Raw genomic sequence first — 23888 nt, forward strand, 5'->3', positions numbered from 1 at the left:
TTAACTTCAAGCCTTTCTTTTATAATAAAAGCATCTTAACGTGATAAATTACATAAGTCAAATTGTAAAATTATGTACTCAAACTAAATAGTATTATACCGAAATATGAGCATTAAAACGATTAAGCTTTACATAAATCCCCTAATCAATTGATTAGGAGATTTATGAGTACCTATACAAAATTTCATAATCCTTAAATTAATATTTATGTATAAAATAATAAACTGTTCAACATTTTCCTTTTATTTTAAAGCTTTAAAACTAATTTCTTTCTCGATTTAATAACCTCGTATCTTATTTAAGGTGACTTTTCTTATTTTAAATTTTTTGGTTGGTTCCCTCTATTTGTAACAATTAAACAACGTGTGTTTATAATAAAAAAAGTCCCCTGAATGATAGAGGACTTTCTTTACAAGTATATTTTATTTTAAAGTTCTTACTTATCTTTTATTTTAAAAGATATTGCTGTAACTTCTTTATTAACAGTTCTGTTCCCTCTGGACTTACAACAATCTTCCCATTCGCTAACGATATATTCCTGTCTGAAATATCACCTGTGATTGCACAAGCTTGTGAAGATTGATATTTCCGCAAAATAATCTGATCCTCTTCCACAAACATTTCTAGAGCATCTTTTTCTACAATTCCTAAACTCCGTCTTATTTCCATTGGAATAACAATACGCCCCATGCTATCTGCTTTACGAGTAATCCCTCTTGATTTCATAAAATGCCACCCTTTATTTTTATCTACTATTACAGCAATTAGTTTAACAGTAAACCTCAATACGGAATAGTTCGTATTACAGCAATTTTTTCGAAAAATAAATTACAATAAAGGATAGTTCATATCAAAGTTGTCTCTTTTTTATTCTTGTTTTTCAATATATTTTTCTCTAATCATTTTTATATAATGTTCTTTTTCTGTTAGTTCAAATATAAATAATGCTTTTTTCATGTTATTAGCAACATCTTCTTCATTAGGTTGTTTAAGTCGCAATAAATTCCAAGCTTTTCCATAGTATAATTCACCTAATAGGTAGAAAGTATTTAGATTAATAGCTAATTTGATACCAATATCACTGTATTTTATTGCTTCTTCATGTTGATTTGTCTGGCCTAAAGTTTTTGCTAAATTAAAAATGATTTTTAATTTAATTTCTTTATCTCTAGGAAAATCTAACTTATTAAAATTAGTTAAACATTTTCTTGATATATTAATACTTTTTTCGTATTCTTTGTTTTCCCCATGAAATATAGACAATGTCTGCATAATATCTATTTCTCTTTCTGATAAAAAATCAGCATTGGTTAAAGTTAGTTGTAATGCATTATTTAAAAGATTTAAAGCAGTTTTTGTTGATCTATTCACCCTAAATATAGCAATTGCTTCATGCCATATTAGAAATTGTTTATCTTCTTTTGACTGGAAATTATTTTCGTTTTTCTCTTTTTTCACTATTTCATAAAGTTCTTTATATTGTTTTTGCTTTATGCAATCTCTTATTACACATTTTACATTTTCTACATATTTTAATTTTTTGTTTTGAGTTAGCGCAAATATATAATTCGGATCAATACCAAGTCTTTCAGATAATTGATACAACAATATGCTAGATGGATAAATAATACCTTTTTCTATCTTACTAATTTGACTTTGTGAACATATTCCATGACATAATTCAGATTGTGATATATTTCTTTTCTTTCTAAGTTCTTTAATAACACTACCGAGATTGTAGAATTCCATTTCTCCCCCTCAAATTTAACAATTTATGAGTATAAGAATATTTTCTAACTTTTAATGTAATGTAAAATTAGTATAGTTGCAATTACTAATTATATTGATTTATAGTTTCTTTTACAAACTTGTATCGCAATGAGAGAAATTATTACACTTAAAAGGAATAAAGGGTATTGAATATGATTTTTAGCTTTATTTCAAATAATAGTTTCTTTTGATTTTTATTTTAATCATTTCGGAGGAGCTTATTTTATGAACAAAATGTTAACCGAAAGAGAGTTAGAAGTGGCTATTTATGTAGCACAAGGATTAACGGATGCAGAAATTTCCAGTAAAATATATGTTAGCCCTAGAAGAATTTCAACGATTATTAATCATATTAAAGAGAAATGGCATATTAATTCTAGAGTGGAATTAGGTATTTTAGTTTATCATTATGGGTTTATAGATGCACCTTTATTTTCAAATAAAGACAGTCGTTTATTCGAAAAGGTTGCAAAATAAATGGCGAAATATAAAATGTTTATTTTATAATTACATAAACAATCCCAACATCTCCAAAATTTGATATAATGATACAGTTATTAATAGCAATTAGGGAGATATATAGCATGAACGATACAAATATGCCAAAAGGAAAAGAAATGGTTAAGCGGACTCCATTCGCTTCGGTACCGAAGAAATTCATCGGTATTGGTAAGATTGTTAAAAAACAAACAAAAGTGGAGCGCCCTACATTAACCCAAGACGAACAAGAAATTATTGAAAACAAGTTATTATGTTCATTTCTTTCTGAAGAGAAGATATTGATTACTTATTATAGAGATGGTCATTTGCTTACTAGATATATGACTGTAACTGACATAAATCCGATAAAGAATTTAATAACTTGCACTGATGCATCTTATAACAGAATTTTTCTTAAATTTATAGATATAATTAATTTGAGATAAAAAACATACTATTTTTTCAAATATAGCCGGTAATAAAAATGAAAGAATTTTGTATTCTAGGTTAAATACAGATAGAGAAAGCTTGAATATTTCTTTGGTATTATTCAATCTAATTATTGTTTATTTAACAGCGTTTGAGAGTATAGAACACTTTAAACAAGAGTTTGAAAAATGTATCCATTATTATCACAATCGGGTTAAGTCAAAATTAAAAGGCATGAGTCGGTTGAATACCGAACTCATGCCCTAAAGGATGGCGAATGAAATACGCAGTCTAACGTTATGGAATTAGTTCATTTTTTATAGTCTGCTTTTCATTTCATCGTTTATTACTTAGCTAACTCTTTCGTCCCCTTCATTACATCAACGAAGAATCCCCAGTTATTCACAACAGAAGAAATACTAATATGTTCATCTGGAGTATGGACATTGAAAATATCCGGTCCAAATGAAATCGCATCTAATTCAGGCATTTTTTGAACGAATACACTACATTCAATTCCTGCATGTACAGCGAAGATTTCAGCATCTTTGTTGTATTTCTCTTTATGCACTTTTTCAAATAAATTGCGAATCTGCGAGTTTGGATTGTATGGCCATTCTGGATACTCTGACTCTTTTTCAAATCTTGCACCAACTAATTCGGCAATATATTTAATTTCATCTGCAATATGTTGTTTTAAACTACTTACAGAACTTCTTACTTCGTTTCGTAATTTAATTTCATCTTGCAATGTTTCAATTACTCCTAAATTTGTTGAACTTTCTACAAGACCTTTAATATCCATGCTCATACTTTGAATACCATTTGGAATTAAGAATAATGATGAAATAAGCTGCTTTTGTGTTTCTTTAGCAAATACTTTTTCTATTTTCTCATCCAATTTTGTAAGTGTAACATGAACATCTGGATCAACAGCACGCATTTCTTCTTGTAACACTCGTGTCCATGATTCTAGCTTTTCTTCTACTTTCTCTACATCTTCTGGACGTAATACAATTGTAGCTACACTTTCACGCGGAATTGCGTTTGTTTTTAGACCGCCGTGAACCTCACTTATATTAAATTGAATGTTAGTTGATAAATCACGTAAAACTCGTCCTAGTACTTTGTTCGCATTTCCGCGTTGTTTATCAATTTCCATACCAGAATGTCCGCCCTTAAGTCCTCCGACATATAGACGGTATGCGTCCATATCCATTGGTGCCTCATCCCAAATTACCGAAATTGTTTCAACCGCTTTCGCACCACCTGCGCTACTTACAAGTAATTTATGGTCTTCTTCAGAATCGATATTAATAAAAATCTTTCCGTCAAAATGATTTGGATCAACAGCGAAAGCTCCACCCATTGTCGTTTCTTCTTCCGTTGTAATGACAACTTCTAAAGCTGGATGCGGAATTTCTGTTGAATCTAATAAAGCTAATGCATATGCAACTGCGATACCGTTATCAGCACCTAAAGTTGTTTCGTTTGCATATAACATATCTCCAATAATTCTTAGTTCAATCGGATCTTTCTCAAAATCATGAACTGTTGCCTGGTTTTTTTCGCATACCATATCAGAATGCCCCTGAATGATAATAGCTGGAACATTTTCATAGCCAGCAGTTGCTTCTTTTTTAATAATGACATTTAATGCTTCATCTTGAATCACTTCTAAGTTACGCTCTTTCGCAAAACTCACTAAATAATCACTAATTTCCTTTTCATTACCTGACCCTCTAGGAATCTTTGAAATTTCTGCAAAATGATAAAATACAGGGTGCTTTGTTAATTGTTCTAAAGTAGAATACATTTTTCAAGCTCCTCTCAAAATAAAAAAATATTATGTAAGTCCTTTATTATTATACCATGATTCATTATTTTACCTTTCTTTAAACGTTTTAAAATTTGTTATGAACGGTTCAATTTAATCCTTCTTCATTCTATACCTTATACTCTTACAACATTGTAAGGGTGTTGTAATCAAAATCAATTTTTCTAATAAGAAAATAGTCGTATACTTTTCAAAGAAACAAATTGAAGGAGATAAAGAAAATGAAAAAGTTTTCAGCTATTCTTACACTATGTTTATTATTTACTAGTTTTACTATCGGCTGTGAGAGAGCATCACTGAATAGAATTGGTAAAGATGTATATTACGTGCAGATAAAAGGCGAAGGCGCTATCGAAAAAGTAGAAGGTAGAAGCTTACGGAACTACACGTTGCCCGCATATGATGAAGACGGAGTGAAAAAACAAATTACATTTAGAAGTACAAAAAAAGAAAACGACCATAAATTAAATGAAAACGCGTTTTTACGCCTTTATGTAGATCAAGAGGATAAAGATAAGAATGAAATATCATCTATTGAAGTGAAATCCTATGAGGAAATTCAGGAAGCAGATTTACCTAAAAAAGTAAAAGGAAAGTTTAATGTTAACTAAATTGAAACTAATCCACAAATAACGGAATAAAAAATAAAAGAAAATGCTCTATGCATTTTCTTTTATTTTTTTCACTTGTATATATTTCGAACTATTATTATTCATAAGCTTTTCTAACCGATTTATATTTTCCGTTAATGCACCTTTCACAAGAGAGAAATCTGTATTAGCTTCTTCTTTTTTTTCTTTAAAAAACGAAGATTTTTGTACATTTAATTCTGCCATCTCTTCTCCCCCTTTATAAAAAGATACAACCTTGTATTTATATTATATAGCAAATGCAGACAGAGTGTACACTTATGATTTTCTTTTTAATTCTTCTTCTAACTCTTCTACTTGTTGTAAAGTATCTCCTTTTATTAAAGAAAAATCTGTTGTATCTTCATTTTCTTCTTTAAAAAAATCATTGTCATAATCTTTTATCACTACAATCACCTCTACGTGCTAGTGTAGGAATGATTGTCCCATTTTATTCAACTTTGTCGGATTTTGTTCGGAATTTATGTATAGAAGAAAAGGACAGAAAACGATTCTGTCCTTATTTACTAAAATAACTATGATGTATTGTTAAATTATATACATTTTCAAAATCTCGATCTTGTAGATTATTCTTCTTCCCATCAATAACAATGAAAACATCACTAACTATTTTTGCTGGTATAATCCCAACGTTCTCTACTTGAACTGCTTTTTGTTCATTCAATTGCTCTATATATTCTAAAGGTATTGTAATACTAAATTGAGAGCGAATACCACGGAAATTCGTATTTAATTCATTCGCTGCTTCAAATACAACAATTTTCGCTCCAACTTTTTCCCCATATGAATCTAAAAATTCGTTTAGACTTTTTGTATATGCCTCTTCCGTATGCCATTCCATTGTACCGAATACTGCTGGATTTACATTTTGAATAATTGTCGTGTATATTTCTCCCCTCGCTTTTGAAGCAATTAATGACCGTTTAATTGATTGGACCGTCTTTCCGATATCGCTAAATTTCGCACCCCATATTTCTGAAATGTTAGGTGTCAAAATGAATGCAATATCAACGAAAATTACCATCGCGGTGAACATTAATAAGTTTTTCCAGAGGGTTAAATCGATTCCTTTTATCATGAAATAAACTGTGACTGATGTTATGAATAATCCATACCAAGTTTTTCGAATTCGTTGTTTCTTCTCCTCATACAATTCTTCATTTTTCCAATAAAAGAAAATAAGAACGACAAAGACGATTGCTAGAATAAATAAGCCGATTCGAATGTTAGAGATCGTCAATCACATCACCCTCCATTCAAAAACTACTCACGATATCATTACATGCGCAAGCAGCTCTCTTTATGACAAAAGACGTGGACAACCTTCTAAAATTAGCTACATCGCATATACATTAGAAAGAGGCCACGTCTTTTATCATGAATCTACATTGTATATGTAGACAAGCATGCGTTTCAAATTTTCATGTTAAAAAGAAATATGTTTCGGAATTTCCCCTTCAGGTACTTCTCCGTCCATACTTAAGTAATAATGACGAATCGGACGTAAATTTTCGTTTAGTTCATAAACGAGCGGAATGCTAGTCGGAATATTTAATGATACTACTCCATTACTTGAAAGATTATCTAAGTATTTTACTAGCGAACGAATTGTATTACCGTGTGATGAAATAATTACTTTTTCACCATTTTTTAATGACGGCGCAATTTCTGAATGCCAATAATCAAGTACTCTTTTTTCCGTATCCTCTAAACATTCAGTTAATGGAAATTCACCTTTTTTGAGTGTTTTATATCTTGGGTCATCCGCCTCATATCGAGGATCATCTTCAGTAAGAGCAGGTGGTCTCACATCAACACTTCTTCTCCATATATGAACTTGTTCTTCTCCATATTTCTTTGCAGTTTCTTCTTTATTTAATCCTTGTAGTGCTCCATAATGCCTTTCGTTTAATTTCCATGATTTATGTATAGGCACCCAAGTAAGATCCATTTCATGCAGAACAATCCATAAAGTCCGGATTGCTCGTTTTAACACAGATGTATAAGCAACATCGAAAGTATATCCGTTTTCCTTTAATATTGCCCCTGCTTCTCTTGCTTCACTTAACCCATTCTCTGATAAATCTACATCTGTCCATCCTGTAAATCGATTTTCTAAATTCCATAAACTTTGTCCGTGACGAATAAGTACAAGTTTTATCATTATAATTCCCCTCTCGGAAATATGAATTTTTAATGTTCCAATACGTACACATATAAAGTTTTTGGCAATGTAATTTTTTTATCCATACATACTATGATTTATCCATATTTGCCAAATGCATGGATAAAATTTGTTCTTTTTCACACTATAAAAACAGATATTTTTTCTCGTTATTTTTGATCGCCTGGTATTTCCCTTTTCGACATCCATGCATCAAAACCTGAACGACTATTCGCCATTTCATTCATAACTTGATGCCAATTGTCTTCACAAGCTCCGCCGAACTTTGAAAAAATAGCTCCCATTTGCTGTCTTTGAACATCGCTCAGCTTTCTCTCTAAATCTGCACCATTTTCTGTTAAAGATAGCTGTTTCACACGACGATCATGTGTAGCTTCATTACTCTCAATCAGTCCCTTTTCTAACAGTTGGCGTAATGGTCCGTGAAGAGCTTGTTTACTTATTTCTAACAGCGATAGCAGCTCATTTACACTAATCCCTGGAAAACGAGCAATAAAAAACAGTATTCTATGATGTACACGCTGTATACCGTATTCTTTTATAATTTCATCTGGTTTTTCTGTGAAAGTTTTATATGCAAAGTAAAATAATGCTAATGCTTCATTCATCTGTTCTTCTTTATGTTGTGTCATCTACTTTCCCCCTACATGTAAATTATACCACAATTCAGTAATGAATATTTTAATCAAGGCACTTAACCTTTTTGAGTGTGTTTAATAGTTAATTACAATAACCTAAAATAACTAGGAGATGATTCACATGAAAATGCAATACACTGTAAGTACATATTTATTAGATCGACTACACGAATTAGGAATTGAGCATATATTTGGTGTTCCTGGTGATTATAATCTTGCCTTTTTAGATGATGTGATTGCACATAAAAATTTAGAATGGATTGGAAATTGCAATGAATTAAATGCTGCATATGCAGCAGATGGATATTCTCGTATAAAAGGCATAGCTGCTCTTATTACCACTTTTGGTGTTGGAGAATTAAGCGCAATTAACGGCATTGCTGGTTCATATGCAGAAAACGTTCCTGTTATAAAAATAACTGGTACGCCAACAACAAAGGTAATGGAAAATGGAGAACTCGTGCATCATACTTTAGGTGATGGAAAGTTCGATCACTTTTCAAATATGTATCGTGAGATCACAGTAGCACAAACAAATTTAACCCCTGAACATGCCGCTGAGGAAATTGACCGTGTACTTCGTGCATGTTGGAATGAAAAACGTCCAGTTCATATTAATTTACCGATTGATGTATATAATAAGCCAATTAATAAACCTACGGAACCAATTTTAAACAAACCCATTTTAAGTAATAAAGAAGCATTGGATAAAATGCTTCTACATGCCACTTCAAAAATAAATAGTGCAAAAAAACCTGTTATTTTAGCAGATTTTGAAGTGACCCGATTTCATGCTGAAGAAGATTTACAGCATTTCGTAGAAAAAACGGGGTTTCCTATCGCAACGTTAAGTATGGGAAAAGGTATATTCCCTGAAAAACACCCTCAATTTATAGGGATTTATAGTGGTGATGTTAGCTCAGCCTACTTACGAAACAGAATTGATGAATCTGACTGTATCATTAGTATCGGTGTGAAATTGACTGATACTATTACTGGCGGATTTACACAGGGTTTTACGAAAGAGCAAGTTATTGAAATACATCCCTATACTGTGAAAATTATAGATAAAAAATACGGGCCTGTTCTTATGCAAGATGTTTTACAACATTTAAGCGATTCAATCGAGCATCGTAATGAAGAAAATCTTGAAATTAAGCCATTTATCTCAGAATCGTCATCTATAACTGAAGATTTCAATCCAAAAGTACAAATGGTTACGCAAAAACGTTTTTGGCAACAAATGTATCATTTTTTAAAAGAAAACGATGTCTTAATTGCAGAACAAGGAACACCTTTCTTTGGTAGCGCCTCTATCCCTTTACCAAACAACACTACATACGTAGGGCAACCATTATGGGGATCCATCGGTTATACATTACCTGCTCTACTTGGAACACAGCTCGCTGATTTATCACGACGGAACATTTTAATTATTGGTGATGGCTCTTTTCAGTTAACTGTTCAAGAGCTATCTACTATACTACATCACAATTTAAAACCAATTATATTTTTAATCAATAATAATGGATATACTGTTGAACGTGCGATTCACGGCCCAAATCAACCGTATAATGATATACAAATGTGGGATTATGATAAATTTCCAAACGTATTCGGATCAGAAGAAAAAAGTCTCACATTTAAAGTAAAAAATGAAACAGAGTTGGTAGAAGTCTTATCTAAAATAACTTTTAATATGGATCGACTTATCTTTATTGAAGTTGTAATGAGCCAAGGGGATCAACCTGAGCTGTTAGCTAAACTTGGAAAAAGATTCGGCAAGCAAAATTCTTAATATAAAAAAGCGTGGCCTATTTATATTACGGCTTCAGTTAAGAGGGATACAACTTGTTTTGACACTCAAAATACTCACGAAAAAGGATGGCAAGTGCCATCCTTTTTGACATATATTGAACTTTTACTGTTTTTAAGACCCTTCTTTGGCTAAAGCCCCGTGTAACAAGCCAAAATTCTTAATCAACCTTTAACTTTATAGCTTTTGTAGCAATAAAAGTTTTAATATGCTTATCTAATATCCTTGTTCCACCAAAATCATCCTCATAAAGGCCCGTTATAACAAAGCCAGCTTCAATTTGACCTTGGATTTGGTCTTCTAGAGTATGTGCGTATTCTATTGTTTGATTTGAATTGATGTAATCTTGAACCTCACCCTCTGGTAAATAATCCAATGTTGATGAAGGTATTGAATGTTTAACATCGAGAATACCTTTTCGTTCTTTGTTGTCATCAAAAATCCATAGTAAAGGGTTTGTAAATCCAGAAATAAGAATACCTTTATTCTTTAAAACCCTTGAAACTTCATTCCATACAAGATGAACATCTTTTACTAACAAATTAGAAACAGGATTTACGACAATATCAAAATATTCATCTTCAAAATCACTAAGGTCTGACATATCTCCTTGTACTGTTTTTAAAGTCAAACCATCCCGTTTTGCTACCTTTTCACCTTGCTCCAATTGCTTCTTAGATATATCAGTAACTGTTACATCTGCTCCAGCAGCAGCCAGAACTGGTGCTTGTTGCCCTCCACCTTGATGCTAAACAAAGTATCTTTAATCCCTCTAATGACTTTGGAAACCAATCTCTAGGAACTGATTTTTCCGTGGTGACCGTGATTTCCCATTCACCTGATTTACTTCTTTCAATAACCTCGCTACTTACAGGCTGAGTGTATCTAGAGCCTTCTTCAACCTTCTTATCCCATGCGTTACTATTTTGTTGTGTAGTATCTATTATGATTATTCCTCCTAACGATCTAGTTGCAATTTAAGTGTAAGATTATTAACTGTTTATACATTCCCTTTTTCTATTAACCTACCAGATAGTAAATATATAGTTGTCTATATTTATTTTAACAGATAAATGAAAGTAACTATAAAAAAATTCTAAATAGACACAAAATTCAACAACTATTCAATTCATTTAAAATAAACGATCTCTTTCACGGAAAACTTCTTATCAGTCAACCAATCCGTTGTTCGGGAGTCAATTTTTGACCATTCTTGGTTTTATAGGTCATGCAAAAATTGTAATATATCCGAAGGTTGGTCAAGGTTTAATAGGCATACCTTGGGGTAAAGTTTTCATAAATGTAACTTTTCCCTAATGGACAGTCTTGCTACATAAAGGCATTTGTGCAACAGTCATTGACCTTTAGAAACACATTAGCGATATTTAATTGCCAATTTCAAAAAAAGATTGATATACCAACAAAAAAGCGTTCCATACCTGTTGACAGTTGGAACGCCTTTTTTAATGTTATTTTAATTTTCAACCTCTTAACTGAACCTATTAAATAAATAAGCTACACTTTTTCTATTTTATTCAGAAAGAGTTAACTGCCAAGACACACCATATTTATCATTTAACCAGCCAAACTTTTTACTAAATGGATAGGAACCTAAAGGCATAAGAATTGCTCCATCTTGTGCTAACTTATTAAAAACCGTTTCAATTTCTTCTTCCGTTTCACAAGTTACATAAAGAGACATAGCTGGAGTGAATGTAAAATCATGCTTTACAAAACTATCAATACACATGAACTCTTGTCCATTTAACGTAAAAGTTGCATGAATTACAGTTCCCTCTTTACCAGGTCCATTTGCATCGTAACGAGAGATACTTACAATTTCTGATTGATCGAATAGCGACGTGTAAAAATTCATCGCGTCCTCAGCATTGCCCTCAAACATTAAAAATGTAGTGATTTTTTGATTTGTGTTACTCATTTAGAGACATCCCCTTGTTATGTATTTATGCAAAACATACATCGGATAACAAAACCGAACATATATTCTTATAAGTGTATTGTCTATAAAAACGATGAGTTTGTCAATTATCTTTTTATTTCTTTTTAAATAATGCTGTCCAAAGAAATGATTCTCCAAACAGTTCATTCGGCTGTTCAATTTGTTTCATCTTTCGTATTTCAATTACTTCAAATTCTTTAAATATCTCTCTTAATTTTTCTTCTGAATATGTAAGTCCACCTTGTAAACTCCAACCTCTATATACGTCCCAATCAGTTATTTCTGATCCATTTCGCTCATCTAAATCACCTGTTGCAAAACATGTTAATCCGAAATAACCACCCGATTTTAATGAGTTCTTAATTAAATCCACATAATTCATTCTTCTATGCGGCGGAATGTGATGCAAACAACCCGAATCGTATACAAAATCAAATTCATTTTGAGCATCTAAATTAAAAATTGAATCACAAATAAAGTGAATTTCTATTCCTTTTTCTAATGCCCTCTCTTTCGCCTAACTAATGCCTTCTTTAGACAAATCCACCGCTGTTACATCAAATCCCTCAGTCGCTAAATAAATCGCATTTCTTCCTGGACCACATCCAAGCTCCAACACTTTCCCCTTGGAAACCCATTCTTTTTGTATATACGAAACTAGGTTCTCATCTGGAACATTCTCAAAAAACGGAACATCCTTTTCTCTATTCGCATAAAATTCATTCCAAAACGGTTCTGCAGGTCTTAATAATGAATCCAACATTTTTAAAATATCTTCTTGTGTGCGTAACGTTTCATTTTTCATTAAAACCACTCCTTTTAAATATTCAGAAAATTATTATATCTAATTTTAGACATTTAGACAAAGAAAAAACTCCTAATTACAATAGGAGCTAATGATACATATTCTTTTAAATTCATACTAAAAGATTATTAAAATCCCATTTCTGTCAACCATTTTAACAGCTTCTCTTCTCGCTCTTTCAAATCATTGTTCCTATACTTACCCATTCTTATTTCGCTAACAATTTCTCCGTCCACCATAAAAAGAACTCTTTCTGTTTTAGCTGCTACCTTTACATCATGAGTAACTAGCATAATTGTAGTTCTCGTACGATTTATATTTGCTAAAATATTCATTACCTCTTCTGTCGCTTTTAAATTCAAAGCACCCGTTGGTTCGTCAGCAAAAATAATATTAGGTTTATTTATGAGCGCTCTACAAATAGATACCCTTTGTAATTGTCCTCCTGATGCTTCAGTTATATTATTAGTTGCAATTTGACTAATTCCCGTTTTCTTCATCAACTCAAGTGCACGTTTATTTATTATTTTCCTACTCTCAACTTTTGCTAAATACGCAGGCAAAACTATATTATCAAAAAGATTCAAATTTCTAAGAAGATTGCTCTGCTGAAAAATAAATCCCATTTCGCTGAGCCGTAATTTTGCTAACGATTCCCCATTCATAAATGATATATCTTTACTAGCAACTTTCACACTTCCTGAAGTCATCCGATCCATACCACTAATATTATAAAGTAACGTCGATTTTCCAGAACCAGAAGGTCCCATGACCGATACAAACTCTCCTTCATTAATCTCTAAATCTATATTTTTAAGCACGTGGCAAAATCTATTTCCATCTATTGAATATATTTTATTTAATTGTTTTACTTCTAAATTTTTTTCAATTTACACACCTCCTATTCTCCATTTACTTTTAAATCATTTGTTTGTTTCACAGTAAAACTACTGAAAAGTGTTGTTGCGGATACTGCTATAAACAGAATAGCTGGACATATTACATAAGAAACGACCGGATTGACTACAAACTTTATGTGAGCAGCTTCCATAAAGGAACCTAACAAACTTACTAGCATTTCTCCAAACGTAGCAGCTATAAATGTTCCTGTTACGATACCAATTAATACAATGGCAATAGAACGAGTTACATATTGCATACGAATATCTTTGTAAGAAAACCCGATACTTCTCATAATTAAAATTTGTGAGGAGTCTTTTGCCAATAACATTTTAAAAAACATTGCAGTAATTAAAATAGATATCGTTATAGCAATCATAATTGCAACTTGAGTCACAAGTTGTAATTGTTTTATTGTCTCTCCTAAAGTTTGAGACAAATATTCATCCGTATCTGTTATTTTCGCGGAATTAAAATTTTGTTTATATTCTTTCATTTTATCTTGCATATTCACTGTAGGCTTTATATCTATATTTACAATAAACCATAATATATTTTCCTTGTTATATGGTAAGTTCGCCTTAGCTGTTTTTCCACCATTCGTCACATCTTGATATATCCCACTTACAGTTAGCTCTTTTTCTTTTCCTTCTACCATTAGAACTAACTCATCACCTACATTCTTTTTTAATTCATTTGCGTTCATATAAGAAAGAGCAATCTCATTTTCATTTTTTGGTTCCATACCTTCAACATACTCTAGTGGAAATTTAGTAAAATCTCCAACTTCTACATTTATATTTTCATATGCCCCCTCATCGTTCACCAATTTAAATGCACTCGTCACAAATGCTGCGTATTTTTTCACATCATCATCGTTTCGTATATACGATAATACGTCTTTAAATCGTTTCTCTATATCTTCTGATTGCTGTAAATCTATTCGTATATCACTTTTTCCTGTCCCCATATAATTCACAAACTGCGGTGACTTAATTGTATACAAAAAGTTAACTGGAACAATAATCATAAACACCGCTATTATTAAAACAACACTTAATACTCGATATAACTTAAATCGCTTCACTACATCTTGTATACCAAGAAATATATTTACATTTGAAATGTTAGTTTGATAGAGCGAAAAAGATTTACTATACTTTGTTATTCCTATCCTATCTCTAATTCTTAAAGCATCCATCGCTGTAATCCTCCTGAAATTCCGCAAAATAAGTCGGCAGAACAGTATAACAGCTACTAACATTAATAATGTAGCCATCATGGGCACGATATAATGTAAAATACCTTTATCTGTCGCACCCATATAAAGTACGATATTAGTGGTAAAGACTTTTGTAGCAAATAATGAAAGAATATATCCACATATGCAGCCGCTAGCTGAAATAACAACATATTTAGTTACATACAGTTTTTGAATATCTTTATTTTGAATCCCGATCGCTTTCATAACACCTATTTCACGATAATCTTCTTCCATAGACATAATAATCGTAAATCTAATACATAAAATTGCGATTAGCATTAATAATGCACTTATTAACATAAGTACTGCTGCTATTATTCCATCAGTTAACGAATTGAGAGTTTTAAAGAGAGAATAAGTAATAGAGGGTCCTTTTTGAGGTAAGTTCGATGACTGGTATATATTTTCAAATTCGTTTATTTTATTTAAATCTGTTAGCTGAAATTCAATAAGATATTCACTTTCTCCAACATTTCTTTTTACTCTTTCTAAGTCTTCATCACTTATTACGAATCGTTTCGAACTAACAATTGATGGGTTCATTTGAGCATCACGAACAAATGTTGAAATTGTAAATTCCAGTTCAATATTATTTTTTACAATCCATATTCTATCTCCAATATGCAAATCATACTTTTGCATATAATAAATCGGCACACCAATTTCACCTTTTGAAACATCTATTACTTTGTTATTTAAATCTAATAGAAAATCAAAAGAAGTGTTTTGTTTAACGAAACTTATATCCATTACACTATTTTGTTCTGCATGCTCTTTACTTTTTATGAAAACATTAGATCCATTCACTAGGATTGTTTCAGCCGTTTGCTGTTCTTTTACAAATGGTGTTTTCGCAACAAAAGAATCAATTGATTTTTGATTTATTTCTCCAGCGTGCATTTGTACGAAGTGAGGTGCATTTGATTGTTTAAATAACTGATCCATTGAACTGAACAGGTTTACAACCATACTTGAAGCACTAGCCATTAAAAGAGACGATAGTATTATAAACGTAAATAAAATAACAAAAATCATTTTATTTTGAGAGAAATCCCTTTTTAACATTCGCCTAATCATATCAAACTAGTTCCCCTCATTCCGTAATATTTTCTTAGTTACAAAAGCTAATATTATCAATATGAAACTAATACATAATATAGGTAAATAAATTTTCAAACTAAACCCTTCAAACATAAAACCATATACAATTTGCCCAATTGGTGCCATACATTGAGACACTGCTGTTATGATTGCCATTACTTTCCCTAAATTTTCATTCGGTGTTTTCTTTTGTACAACGGTAATTACATAAATGGAGACGATTGTCATAATCATTGCGATAAAAATAGAACAAAGTATAAAGAGGATAAATGGTGGATAATGTCCCATACTAAGGATAAATGGTGTAACTGATAACGCCATTGGTAGAACTAATAAAGCAATAACGAACATCCAATAATACAGTGTTTTCATCTGCAGCTTTTTAGCAAAGAAACCGATTGACAATGCACCTAAAATTGTAGCAAAATCGATTAATCCCATCCCAATTCCGTACATCGTATCACTACTTTGCATAGTTACTCGTAATATAATCGGTCCCCCAATAACAAATAATGGTGTCAAAATTAAGTTTAGTAGAGCTGCAAGTAACATAGCCTTCAAAATAAAAGGTTGCTTTAAAACGTAAAGAAATCCCTCTTTCATATCTTTTACAATTGTCGGTACGATATGATCTTCTTGTATTCTTTTTATAAATGGTATTTTAATAAACATTTCTAATATTGCTGATAGAAAAAATGCAAGGCCACTTATTAAGACAAGCACTTTCAAACCAATTATGCCATATAATACTCCTCCTAATACGGGTGCAACAATATTTGATAATGCTTGCACACCATTTACGATACCGTTCGATTGCTCTAGCTTTTTTTCTGGTACTAATTGCGGAATACTTGCCATTACAACTGGGGCGTACATCGCACTAACAACCGCTAATAGAAACATAACAATTCCAATCCACATAATAGATACAGTGCCATTAAATAATAAAGCAATAAAACCTAATACAATCGCAGCGTTTATAAAATCAAAGATAACCATTAAATTACGACGATTAAAGCGATCTGCAATTGCCCCGCCGAGAGGTGCCAACAAAAATGGAATACTCGTTATTGCATATAATCCCGCAAATATATCTGCACGCCCTGTAATATCTAGCACATATAAAGACAAAGCAAAGCGCAAGAGCATCGACCCTAAAATTGTTATAATTTGCCCGGTAACCATTAAATGAAAATCTTTCATAGAAGATTTTGTGCTAATTGACATCATACCCACACCTTTCATTCAATTTAGACCGACTGTCGGTCTATAGTAATCAAACAGAAAATTACTATTTCTGTTTGATTAAAACCTCCAACATATAATCAAAAGATCCTTCCTTCGCTCCAACAGATGCTTCCATCATTTTAATATAAGCTATAGCTCTCCTCATCATTTCTTCAGGCTTCCACTGAAATAATCCATCATCAAATATGACTTGCGCTGAGGAAATTAATAATTCAATCGTTTCTTGAGGATATGGGGTAGAAAATATCCCCTCTTCGATTCCTTGCTTTAAAACCTCTGTTAACACGGGAGATAAGTATATAATTGATTGCACCAAACTTTTTTGATGCATTTCCGCATTATTTGGTTGATGAAATTGTTCAATCATTTTCTCTTTTATATCCCCTGATTTTGGTGATTGTTCCATTAAAATTCGAAATAACTTATCTAAAACTGGAATATTGGGATTAGAGACGATTGCTTTCGCTTTAGCAACATCCGCTTTAATAATCCTCATTATGATTTCATCCATCACTTCTTCTTTCGACTTAAAATAGTGATAGAATGTTCCTTTCGCTATACCGATTTCTTTTAAAATGTCATTTACTGTTGTTTTCGTATAGCCTTTTGTAACGAATAATTTTTCAGCTGTTTCTAAAATCTCATTTCTACGCTCTTCATACTCCTTTACAATTCTCATTCATGTTCTCCTTCTTAATTGACCGACTGTCGGTCTAATTGAATTATATGCTTAGTTGGTAAAAAGTTTCCTCTTACAGCACATATACGACACCCTACTTTATATTTCCTTTATGAATTTTAAAATTTATTTTTAATACGGTGAATGAAATTTTTAAATTTGCTCATTAAAATCACCCTTGTACTTATATCGACTTCGTTATAAAAAAACAAAAAAGAGCCGCAATTTTTTGCGACTCTTTTAAAATTATAAATATTTAACGGCCACGTCTTTGCTGACCTTGCTTTGTACTACTTTTCTTATTGCTTGGCTTATTAAACGATCGGTTGTTATCATTTCTCGAACTATTTCTTGTATCATTTCTTGAGCTATTTCTTGAACCTTCACGGCTATCTCTTTGACGATATTGACCTGTTTTCTTCGGTTTTTGAGCCGGCTTTTGTATCGGCTTTCCATTTTCATCTACATGTTTTATCTTCGGTTGTTCAATTACTTGTCTTTGCAACGGTGCACCTAGTACTTTTTCAATCTCTTCTAAAAATCTTTCATCTTTCGCTGCAACAAACGTAATTGCAAGACCTGAACCACCAGCACGTCCTGTTCGGCCAATACGGTGAATATAACTTTCTACATCTTCAGGAATATCATAGTTAAATACGTGAGTCACACCATCTACATCCAGTCCACGAGCTGCTACATCAGTCGCAATTAAGTACTGAATTTTAGCTTCGCGGAAACTCTTCATGACTCTTTCACGTTTCCCTTGAGGTATATCACCATGAAGTTCAGCACAATTATAACCAAATCCCTTTAAATCATCATAAAGCTTACTTGCTCTAACCTTTGTACGACAGAAAATAACTGCTAAAAATGGCTGATCACGATCCATAACAAAACGAAGTGCATCTTGCTTTGCGCGGTCTGTCGTTTCAATGACACGCTGCTCTATTGTATTTACCGTTACTTCTTCACTTTGCACTTGAATCATTTGCGGCTCTTCCATATAACGTTTCGCCAATTTTTTAATATCTTTTGGCATCGTTGCTGAGAATAGCATCGTTTGTTTACTGTCAGGTGTCTCATCTAAAATATCTTCAATATCATATAAGAAACCGAAATAAAGCATTTGATCCGCTTCATCTAGTACAATCATTGAAAGATTACTTAAATCAATTGTTTCACGTCGTATATGATCTAATAATCGTCCTGGTGTCGCAACAACAATATGTGTATTACCTTTTAATTTTCTCAATTGTTGCGCTACATCTTGTCCGCCATAAATCGCTAATACATTAATATCTTCTCTTTGAACAAGCATTTTTTTAATTTCAGCTGTAATTTGCAGTGCTAGTTCTCTTGTTGGTGCAACAATTAAAGCCTGAACATCACTAGACTCTGGATCGATTTTTTCTAAAATCGGTAAAACGAACGCAAGTGTTTTACCTGTTCCAGTTTTTGCTTGACCAATAATATCTTTACCAGACAGTATAACCGGAATCGCTTTCTCCTGAATCGGTGTTGCTTCCGCAATTCCATTTTCACGTAATGTATGATTAAAAGTTTCACTAATTCCTAATTCTAAAAAGTTTTTCAAATAGACCACTTCTTTTCCTTATTTTTCACATTAGCTTTCATTGTACCATTTGTTTCGCCAAATATGAAAAATAAAAAAATTCTTATCTTCTTTTTTTATTTTCATCGTGTACAAGATAGGCAAATTCCTTTTGTTTTTGCTCGGATTTAATTAATTCTTCCATGTGAGCAGTAGATAAAATGTACTTCTTAATCTTTCTATTACTCCAAATTAAACTTGTATACTTCGTATCTTCATGTAGATTTCGAAACCACTCAAATTCGCTTAACTTCGCAATATGATGTTTTAATTTCATGTCATTTATAGGATAAAATAAAACTATATCTGCTATCACATCAAAGAAAGAGCTCATATTCTCCCCCCTATAACTTTTTTTAAACATATAAGTTCCCATACATATATATTACAAATGTCCGGAAATATAGTTACAAGGTGATAAAAGTGAACACTAATTTAATATGGTAAGTTTCCCTCCGTGATAGCAATAATAACTTTCCGCTTTAAGATCTTTAATCTTCTTTAAAGACTGTTCCGCTTTTTCTATATCTAAACAAAAGTTCGGATTCGCAATTACTAATTCTCGATTATCTTGAACAGCTGCGTCTCCCGTAATTACACAGTCCAAATTTGGGAAATATAATGAAATATGCCCCGAAGTATGTCCTGGCGTCGCCACTATTTGACATTCATTATTCAAAATCATTTGACCATCATATACCTTTTTATCAACAGAAATATGTCTTACATTTTTCAACTGCTGTATAAACCATTCACCAAATTCTTTTTCTTCATTTGGCATACGTTCTAGCATTTCTTCAGCTTGAACCAATCGCTCGGATTTTATATTACCACTAATATAGTTAGATTCAATTTCACTAGAAATAACATTAATTTGAGGATATTTCACTTTAAAGTCGTGTAAAGAGCCTATATGATCATCATCATAGTGAGTAATTATTATATTTTTCAAGTTTTTCATCTCATACCCATGCTTTACTATTGCCTTTTCAATTAAAGGTAAAAAGTTTCTATAACCTGTATCTACTAAAGTTAATTCATTGTTTAATATAATTAAGCTCGGATAAATACATTGTTTTTTTCCGTTAAATTCAAATTCAATTGGCAGTTCTATTATTTTCATTTCCCTTCCCCCATACAGCTTATTAAATGTTTAATAATAACTGAATCATCCACATATATTTTACTATACAAACTATGTAACGCAATACTGTGAGTCGTTGCATAACAAACATTATATTTTTTTGAACAGGTAATTTCCTATTCTTATGGAAATATACAGTAAGAAAAACAATAAAATTGATTATTCCCTCACTTCTTTGTCAATCCTTTTAAAAATCTATGTTTTTGTAAAAGGAGTGTTTATATGGAGAAACAGACGCTGTGGAAAAAGTTCAAAAAAAGCTCGGCAAACCTCGGTAAATCAAGCGTATATGAAAGTATTATTTTATTCTACACAATGAAAAAGAAGGAGTTACCTACTAAAGCCAAACTCATAATATTAGCCGCTTTATCCTATTACGTATTAACAATCGATTTCATTCCAGATATAGCTGCTATTATTGGCATTGGCTTATTAGATGATGTTTTAGCAATTGCTGTAGCTCATAAATATGTTATGCGTCATGCGGATGCTGAAATTAGAGAAAAGAGTAAACTAAAAATGGAGTCATTATTTACTTCAGTACAGGCATAATAAAAAGGAGCTAAGATGTTTTCTCTTAGCTCTTCTTTCATATTGCTAATTTATTTAAAATATCATTTTACTTCATTAGCTACAAAAAAGTGCTCACATACACTCGATATGCGCTGTAAGTCTACATTCCCACCAGATATAACCGCTACTACTTTTTTCCCTTTAATATATTGATCAACTTTACCTGCAAGCAGAGCGGCGGTAGCTAAAGCACCAGCCCCTTCTACGACAGCTTTTCCGCGTTGTAATAAATCTTTCATTGCTACTTCCAACTCTTCTTCTGATACTGTTACAATATCATTTACTAATTCTTTTACAACTTCAAATGTTAAATCCCCTGGTATTTTAACTGCACAACCATCTGCTATAGTAGGTGCATCGTAATGTTCCACAATTTCTCCAACATCATAAGAAGCTTTCATTCCATGCACATTTTCCGCTTGTACACCAATAATATTAATTGATGGATTAAAAGATTTTAATGCAACTGCAATACCAGAAATAATCCCTCCTCCGCCAATAGGAACTATTACAGTATCAACATCCCACATATCATCAAGGATATCTAAACCAATTGTACCTTGACCAGCCATTACCTCTACATCGTCATATGGATGTAAGTATGTTTCTCCCGTTTCTCTTATAATTTCCTCACATTTTGCCTTTGCATCATCAAAAGTTTCACCATATAAAACAACTTCTGATCCATATCCTCGAGTAGCCTCAACTTTCGCTTGAGGTGCAGAAACTGGCATCACAATTTTACTCTTAATACCAAGTAAATGAGCAGATAAAGCAATCCCTTGTGCATGATTACCTGCCGAACATGCAATAACTCCTCTCTCTTTTTCTTGATCTGTAAGCTGCGACATTTTATTAAATGCACCTCGGAATTTAAAAGAACCCGTTAATTGCATATTCTCTAATTTCAAGTGAATTTCTCCACCCGTTTTACTAGTCAAATAAAATGATTTAACTAATGGTGTTTTACGAGCATTTCTATCCAAAATTTTTTGAGCCTTTTTAATATCCTCTATATGTAATGGTAGTTTTCTAGTTATCATACTAACACCCCTTCTAATTGTTTATAATCTAATCCTAGTCTCCTACGTTTTATTAAGTAATAACTCCTTTATACGCAACCAACTATGTTATGAAACATTCATTATATATGCACGCCCTACTTTAATACGCACATCTGCAAACAATTCAACATCCTCTTCATATCACGTTCTTTATAGTGATTAAGGCATGCTATTTGAATCCAGTTATTATTTTGTAAATATGCTGATTCATAATGGATAATATATCCTTGTAATGCTAATGCATCGCCTACTGCTTTAGAAGACTGCCCTTCGTTTAATTGAACAGTAAGAATAATTGACGCGGCATGTTCTTTAGGTGAAACAAGCTTTAAACCCATAGTAGTAATAGCTTGTTCAATATAAGCATACGTCTCTTTTATTTTTACAAATGTCTTTTCATCTTCAAATCTCTTCAATGCTTCTTGCAATGCATAAATTAAATTCCATGAATGGGAGTATGGAATGCTATCATTTATTTCATACATACCAATGTCCATATACGCGGGTATTGCTTCATTTTTCTCTATAATGTGATTATGAAAAACGAAAGATAATCCTGTAAATGATTTAATCGCTTTTCCGCTTACACCACTTGCAAAATATACATCTTTCAAATCTATTGGTATTGCCCCAATTGAGCTTATACAATCTACACATAGTTTCATTTGATACTTTTTACAAAGAGTATTTAGTTCTTCTAAATTATTTAACATTCCAGTTGATGTTTCATGGTGAACAAACCAAAGCCATTCATAATTTCCAGTTATCATTATTTTTTCTAATTCGGTATAAATAAACGGCTCTCCCATTTCTTTTTTATACGTATCAAAATTTAAATGTACACGTTTTGCCTGGCCAATTAATCTATTACCAAACTCCCCATTCGCTAAAACTATCCCTTTGCCTTTTAAAGAACGTAACTGTAAAGCAATGGCATCATTCGCTAACGTCCCCGTTCCTAACATGAGTTGTACACGTTTTACTTTCGTCATTTGAAGTAATCGTTTTTTTACATTTTCCATCGTTACTTGAAACGACTTAGAACGATGGGAAATAGGCTTAGTAGAAAATGCCTTCTGAACATTCTCTTCAATGTCTACTGGGCCAGGTAAATACGTATATTCTTTCTTCATAATACTTCCAGTACTCGACTCTTCAAACATAGCAGGTGTAACATACATTGGCTGGAAAGCTGCTTCTTCTGTTCCAACTAATGTATGGAAAGGTTTGAATCCCATTTGCTTATATAATGCAAGTTCACGTGTTGTTGCTGAAATGAGTGCTAATTCATATCCATTTAGAAGCAAATAACGATGTAAAAAGCGAATTAAGCCTAACAGCGCTCTTCCATTTCGATATTCACGTTCTACTGAGAGTAAACGAATTTCATATACTTTTTCTCCATGCTCTTGCAAATAAAAATCTAAATTTGAAATTTTATAATCTAACGAAAATGGTCGTTTTCCCCGCACCGCGACCATACCTACTAACTTATTCCCATCTAAACAAATTAAATATGTATTTTCTTCATGAAATCGATCTATACGAAAACGTTCTTTTGTTTCTTCATGTTGCGGAATCTCTTCTACAAATGTTTTATAATTCAATTTATGTATACTTTCAAATTCCCAAGCTTGATCAGCAACCTTATAAATTAACCCCATGTCCTATCTCCTTTATCTCTATTTATCCCTCACTATCTAAATCATAAAAATCATAAGTGGAGATTCCCC

The 23888-nt window shown here is 32.1% G+C and carries 23 protein-coding genes and 2 pseudogenes; 5 read left to right on the forward strand and 20 right to left on the reverse strand.

Going from position 1 to position 23888, the window contains the following annotated elements:
* Nucleotides 1–447: 447 nt before the first annotated feature.
* Both MR109_RS16020 and MR109_RS16025 read right to left on the reverse strand, forming a co-directional pair.
* Nucleotides 448–726: an AbrB/MazE/SpoVT family DNA-binding domain-containing protein gene (locus MR109_RS16020; protein ID WP_002171992.1), complete on the reverse strand. Its 279-nt coding sequence runs from the start codon at nucleotides 724–726 to the stop codon at nucleotides 448–450.
* Nucleotides 727–867: 141 nt separating this feature from the next.
* The gene (locus MR109_RS16025) at nucleotides 868–1749 is read right to left on the reverse strand and encodes a helix-turn-helix domain-containing protein (protein ID WP_242272981.1); all 882 of its coding nucleotides are present in this window, start codon (nucleotides 1747–1749) and stop codon (nucleotides 868–870) included.
* Between the two features lie 246 nt (nucleotides 1750–1995).
* Between MR109_RS16025 and MR109_RS16030 the strand changes: the two genes are divergently transcribed.
* Together MR109_RS16030 and MR109_RS16035 are read left to right on the forward strand one after the other, a co-directional pair.
* Nucleotides 1996–2247 carry a response regulator transcription factor gene (locus tag MR109_RS16030; protein WP_098308076.1) on the forward strand — a complete coding sequence of 84 codons (252 nt, stop codon included), beginning with the start codon at nucleotides 1996–1998 and terminating at the stop codon, nucleotides 2245–2247.
* Between the two features lie 107 nt (nucleotides 2248–2354).
* Nucleotides 2355–2696, forward strand: a complete 342-nt coding sequence (locus tag MR109_RS16035; RefSeq protein WP_002171988.1) for a YolD-like family protein — start codon at nucleotides 2355–2357, stop codon at nucleotides 2694–2696.
* Nucleotides 2697–3025: 329 nt separating this feature from the next.
* Here the strand turns inward: MR109_RS16035 and pepD are convergent, their stop codons facing one another.
* Nucleotides 3026–4495 (reverse strand): beta-Ala-His dipeptidase, encoded by a 1470-nt coding sequence (gene pepD / locus MR109_RS16040; RefSeq protein WP_242272983.1) that lies wholly within the window; start codon nucleotides 4493–4495, stop codon nucleotides 3026–3028.
* A 242-nt stretch (nucleotides 4496–4737) separates the two neighbouring features.
* Between pepD and MR109_RS16045 the strand changes: the two genes are divergently transcribed.
* Nucleotides 4738–5127: a YxeA family protein gene (locus tag MR109_RS16045; protein ID WP_242272985.1), complete on the forward strand. Its 390-nt coding sequence runs from the start codon at nucleotides 4738–4740 to the stop codon at nucleotides 5125–5127.
* A 48-nt stretch (nucleotides 5128–5175) separates the two neighbouring features.
* Here MR109_RS16045 and spoIISB read toward each other — a convergent pair whose 3' ends face one another.
* From spoIISB to MR109_RS16070, 5 genes are all read right to left on the reverse strand, one after another.
* Entirely contained in the window at nucleotides 5176–5352 is a 177-nt protein-coding gene (gene spoIISB, locus MR109_RS16050; protein WP_098308070.1) for a stage II sporulation protein SB, read from the reverse strand.
* Nucleotides 5353–5424: 72 nt separating this feature from the next.
* Nucleotides 5425–5553, reverse strand: a complete 129-nt coding sequence (locus MR109_RS16055; RefSeq protein ID WP_002171984.1) for a hypothetical protein — start codon at nucleotides 5551–5553, stop codon at nucleotides 5425–5427.
* Nucleotides 5554–5665: 112 nt separating this feature from the next.
* Nucleotides 5666–6406 carry a type II toxin-antitoxin system SpoIISA family toxin gene (locus MR109_RS16060; RefSeq protein WP_048374512.1) on the reverse strand — a complete coding sequence of 247 codons (741 nt, stop codon included), beginning with the start codon at nucleotides 6404–6406 and terminating at the stop codon, nucleotides 5666–5668.
* 186 nt (nucleotides 6407–6592) lie between these two features.
* Nucleotides 6593–7330 (reverse strand): 2,3-diphosphoglycerate-dependent phosphoglycerate mutase, encoded by a 738-nt coding sequence (gpmA, locus tag MR109_RS16065; protein WP_098475290.1) that lies wholly within the window; start codon nucleotides 7328–7330, stop codon nucleotides 6593–6595.
* Between the two features lie 170 nt (nucleotides 7331–7500).
* Nucleotides 7501–7983 (reverse strand): MarR family winged helix-turn-helix transcriptional regulator, encoded by a 483-nt coding sequence (locus tag MR109_RS16070; RefSeq protein ID WP_242272987.1) that lies wholly within the window; start codon nucleotides 7981–7983, stop codon nucleotides 7501–7503.
* A 127-nt stretch (nucleotides 7984–8110) separates the two neighbouring features.
* Between MR109_RS16070 and MR109_RS16075 the strand changes: the two genes are divergently transcribed.
* Nucleotides 8111–9787 (forward strand): alpha-keto acid decarboxylase family protein, encoded by a 1677-nt coding sequence (locus tag MR109_RS16075; protein ID WP_242272989.1) that lies wholly within the window; start codon nucleotides 8111–8113, stop codon nucleotides 9785–9787.
* A 178-nt stretch (nucleotides 9788–9965) separates the two neighbouring features.
* Here the strand turns inward: MR109_RS16075 and MR109_RS16080 are convergent.
* The 10 genes and pseudogenes from MR109_RS16080 to MR109_RS16125 all read right to left on the reverse strand — a co-directional run bounded on the left by MR109_RS16080 (nucleotide 9966) and on the right by MR109_RS16125 (nucleotide 20497).
* Nucleotides 9966–10749 (reverse strand): annotated as a pseudogene (locus MR109_RS16080) (class I SAM-dependent methyltransferase).
* 587 nt (nucleotides 10750–11336) lie between these two features.
* Nucleotides 11337–11744: a VOC family protein gene (locus MR109_RS16085; RefSeq protein WP_178939947.1), complete on the reverse strand. Its 408-nt coding sequence runs from the start codon at nucleotides 11742–11744 to the stop codon at nucleotides 11337–11339.
* Nucleotides 11745–11859: 115 nt separating this feature from the next.
* Nucleotides 11860–12570, reverse strand: a pseudogene (locus tag MR109_RS16090) (class I SAM-dependent methyltransferase).
* Nucleotides 12571–12698: 128 nt separating this feature from the next.
* Nucleotides 12699–13460: an ABC transporter ATP-binding protein gene (locus MR109_RS16095; protein ID WP_242273168.1), complete on the reverse strand. Its 762-nt coding sequence runs from the start codon at nucleotides 13458–13460 to the stop codon at nucleotides 12699–12701.
* 11 nt (nucleotides 13461–13471) lie between these two features.
* Nucleotides 13472–15811, reverse strand: a complete 2340-nt coding sequence (locus MR109_RS16100; protein ID WP_242272993.1) for an ABC transporter permease — start codon at nucleotides 15809–15811, stop codon at nucleotides 13472–13474.
* 6 nt (nucleotides 15812–15817) lie between these two features.
* Nucleotides 15818–17065, reverse strand: coding sequence for an MFS transporter (locus MR109_RS16105; RefSeq protein WP_277931040.1), 1248 nt, complete (start codon nucleotides 17063–17065; stop codon nucleotides 15818–15820).
* A 61-nt stretch (nucleotides 17066–17126) separates the two neighbouring features.
* On the reverse strand, nucleotides 17127–17762 hold the full coding sequence (locus tag MR109_RS16110; protein ID WP_048374524.1) for a TetR/AcrR family transcriptional regulator: 636 nt from the start codon (nucleotides 17760–17762) through the stop codon (nucleotides 17127–17129).
* A 256-nt stretch (nucleotides 17763–18018) separates the two neighbouring features.
* Nucleotides 18019–19365: a DEAD/DEAH box helicase gene (locus tag MR109_RS16115; RefSeq protein ID WP_193412293.1), complete on the reverse strand. Its 1347-nt coding sequence runs from the start codon at nucleotides 19363–19365 to the stop codon at nucleotides 18019–18021.
* A 73-nt stretch (nucleotides 19366–19438) separates the two neighbouring features.
* A complete protein-coding gene (locus tag MR109_RS16120) occupies nucleotides 19439–19708 on the reverse strand; it encodes a hypothetical protein (protein WP_242272995.1) in 270 nt (89 codons plus the stop codon).
* 96 nt (nucleotides 19709–19804) lie between these two features.
* Entirely contained in the window at nucleotides 19805–20497 is a 693-nt protein-coding gene (locus MR109_RS16125) for an MBL fold metallo-hydrolase (protein ID WP_242272997.1), read from the reverse strand.
* A 243-nt stretch (nucleotides 20498–20740) separates the two neighbouring features.
* Here MR109_RS16125 and MR109_RS16130 point away from each other — a divergent pair, with 243 nt between their 5' ends.
* Entirely contained in the window at nucleotides 20741–21070 is a 330-nt protein-coding gene (locus MR109_RS16130; RefSeq protein WP_071719766.1) for a YkvA family protein, read from the forward strand.
* 62 nt (nucleotides 21071–21132) lie between these two features.
* On the opposite strand, the gene tdcB is transcribed toward MR109_RS16130, so the two are convergent.
* Both tdcB and MR109_RS16140 read right to left on the reverse strand, forming a co-directional pair.
* On the reverse strand, nucleotides 21133–22134 hold the full coding sequence (gene tdcB, locus MR109_RS16135) for a bifunctional threonine ammonia-lyase/L-serine ammonia-lyase TdcB (RefSeq protein WP_098308043.1): 1002 nt from the start codon (nucleotides 22132–22134) through the stop codon (nucleotides 21133–21135).
* A 116-nt stretch (nucleotides 22135–22250) separates the two neighbouring features.
* Nucleotides 22251–23819 carry an aminotransferase class V-fold PLP-dependent enzyme gene (locus MR109_RS16140; RefSeq protein ID WP_071719768.1) on the reverse strand — a complete coding sequence of 523 codons (1569 nt, stop codon included), beginning with the start codon at nucleotides 23817–23819 and terminating at the stop codon, nucleotides 22251–22253.
* Between the last annotated feature and the right edge of the window lie 69 nt (nucleotides 23820–23888).

Origin of the sequence: Bacillus cereus group sp. BfR-BA-01310 (assembly GCF_022664325.1) — a bacterium.
GTDB lineage: Bacteria > Bacillota > Bacilli > Bacillales > Bacillaceae_G > Bacillus_A > Bacillus_A paramycoides.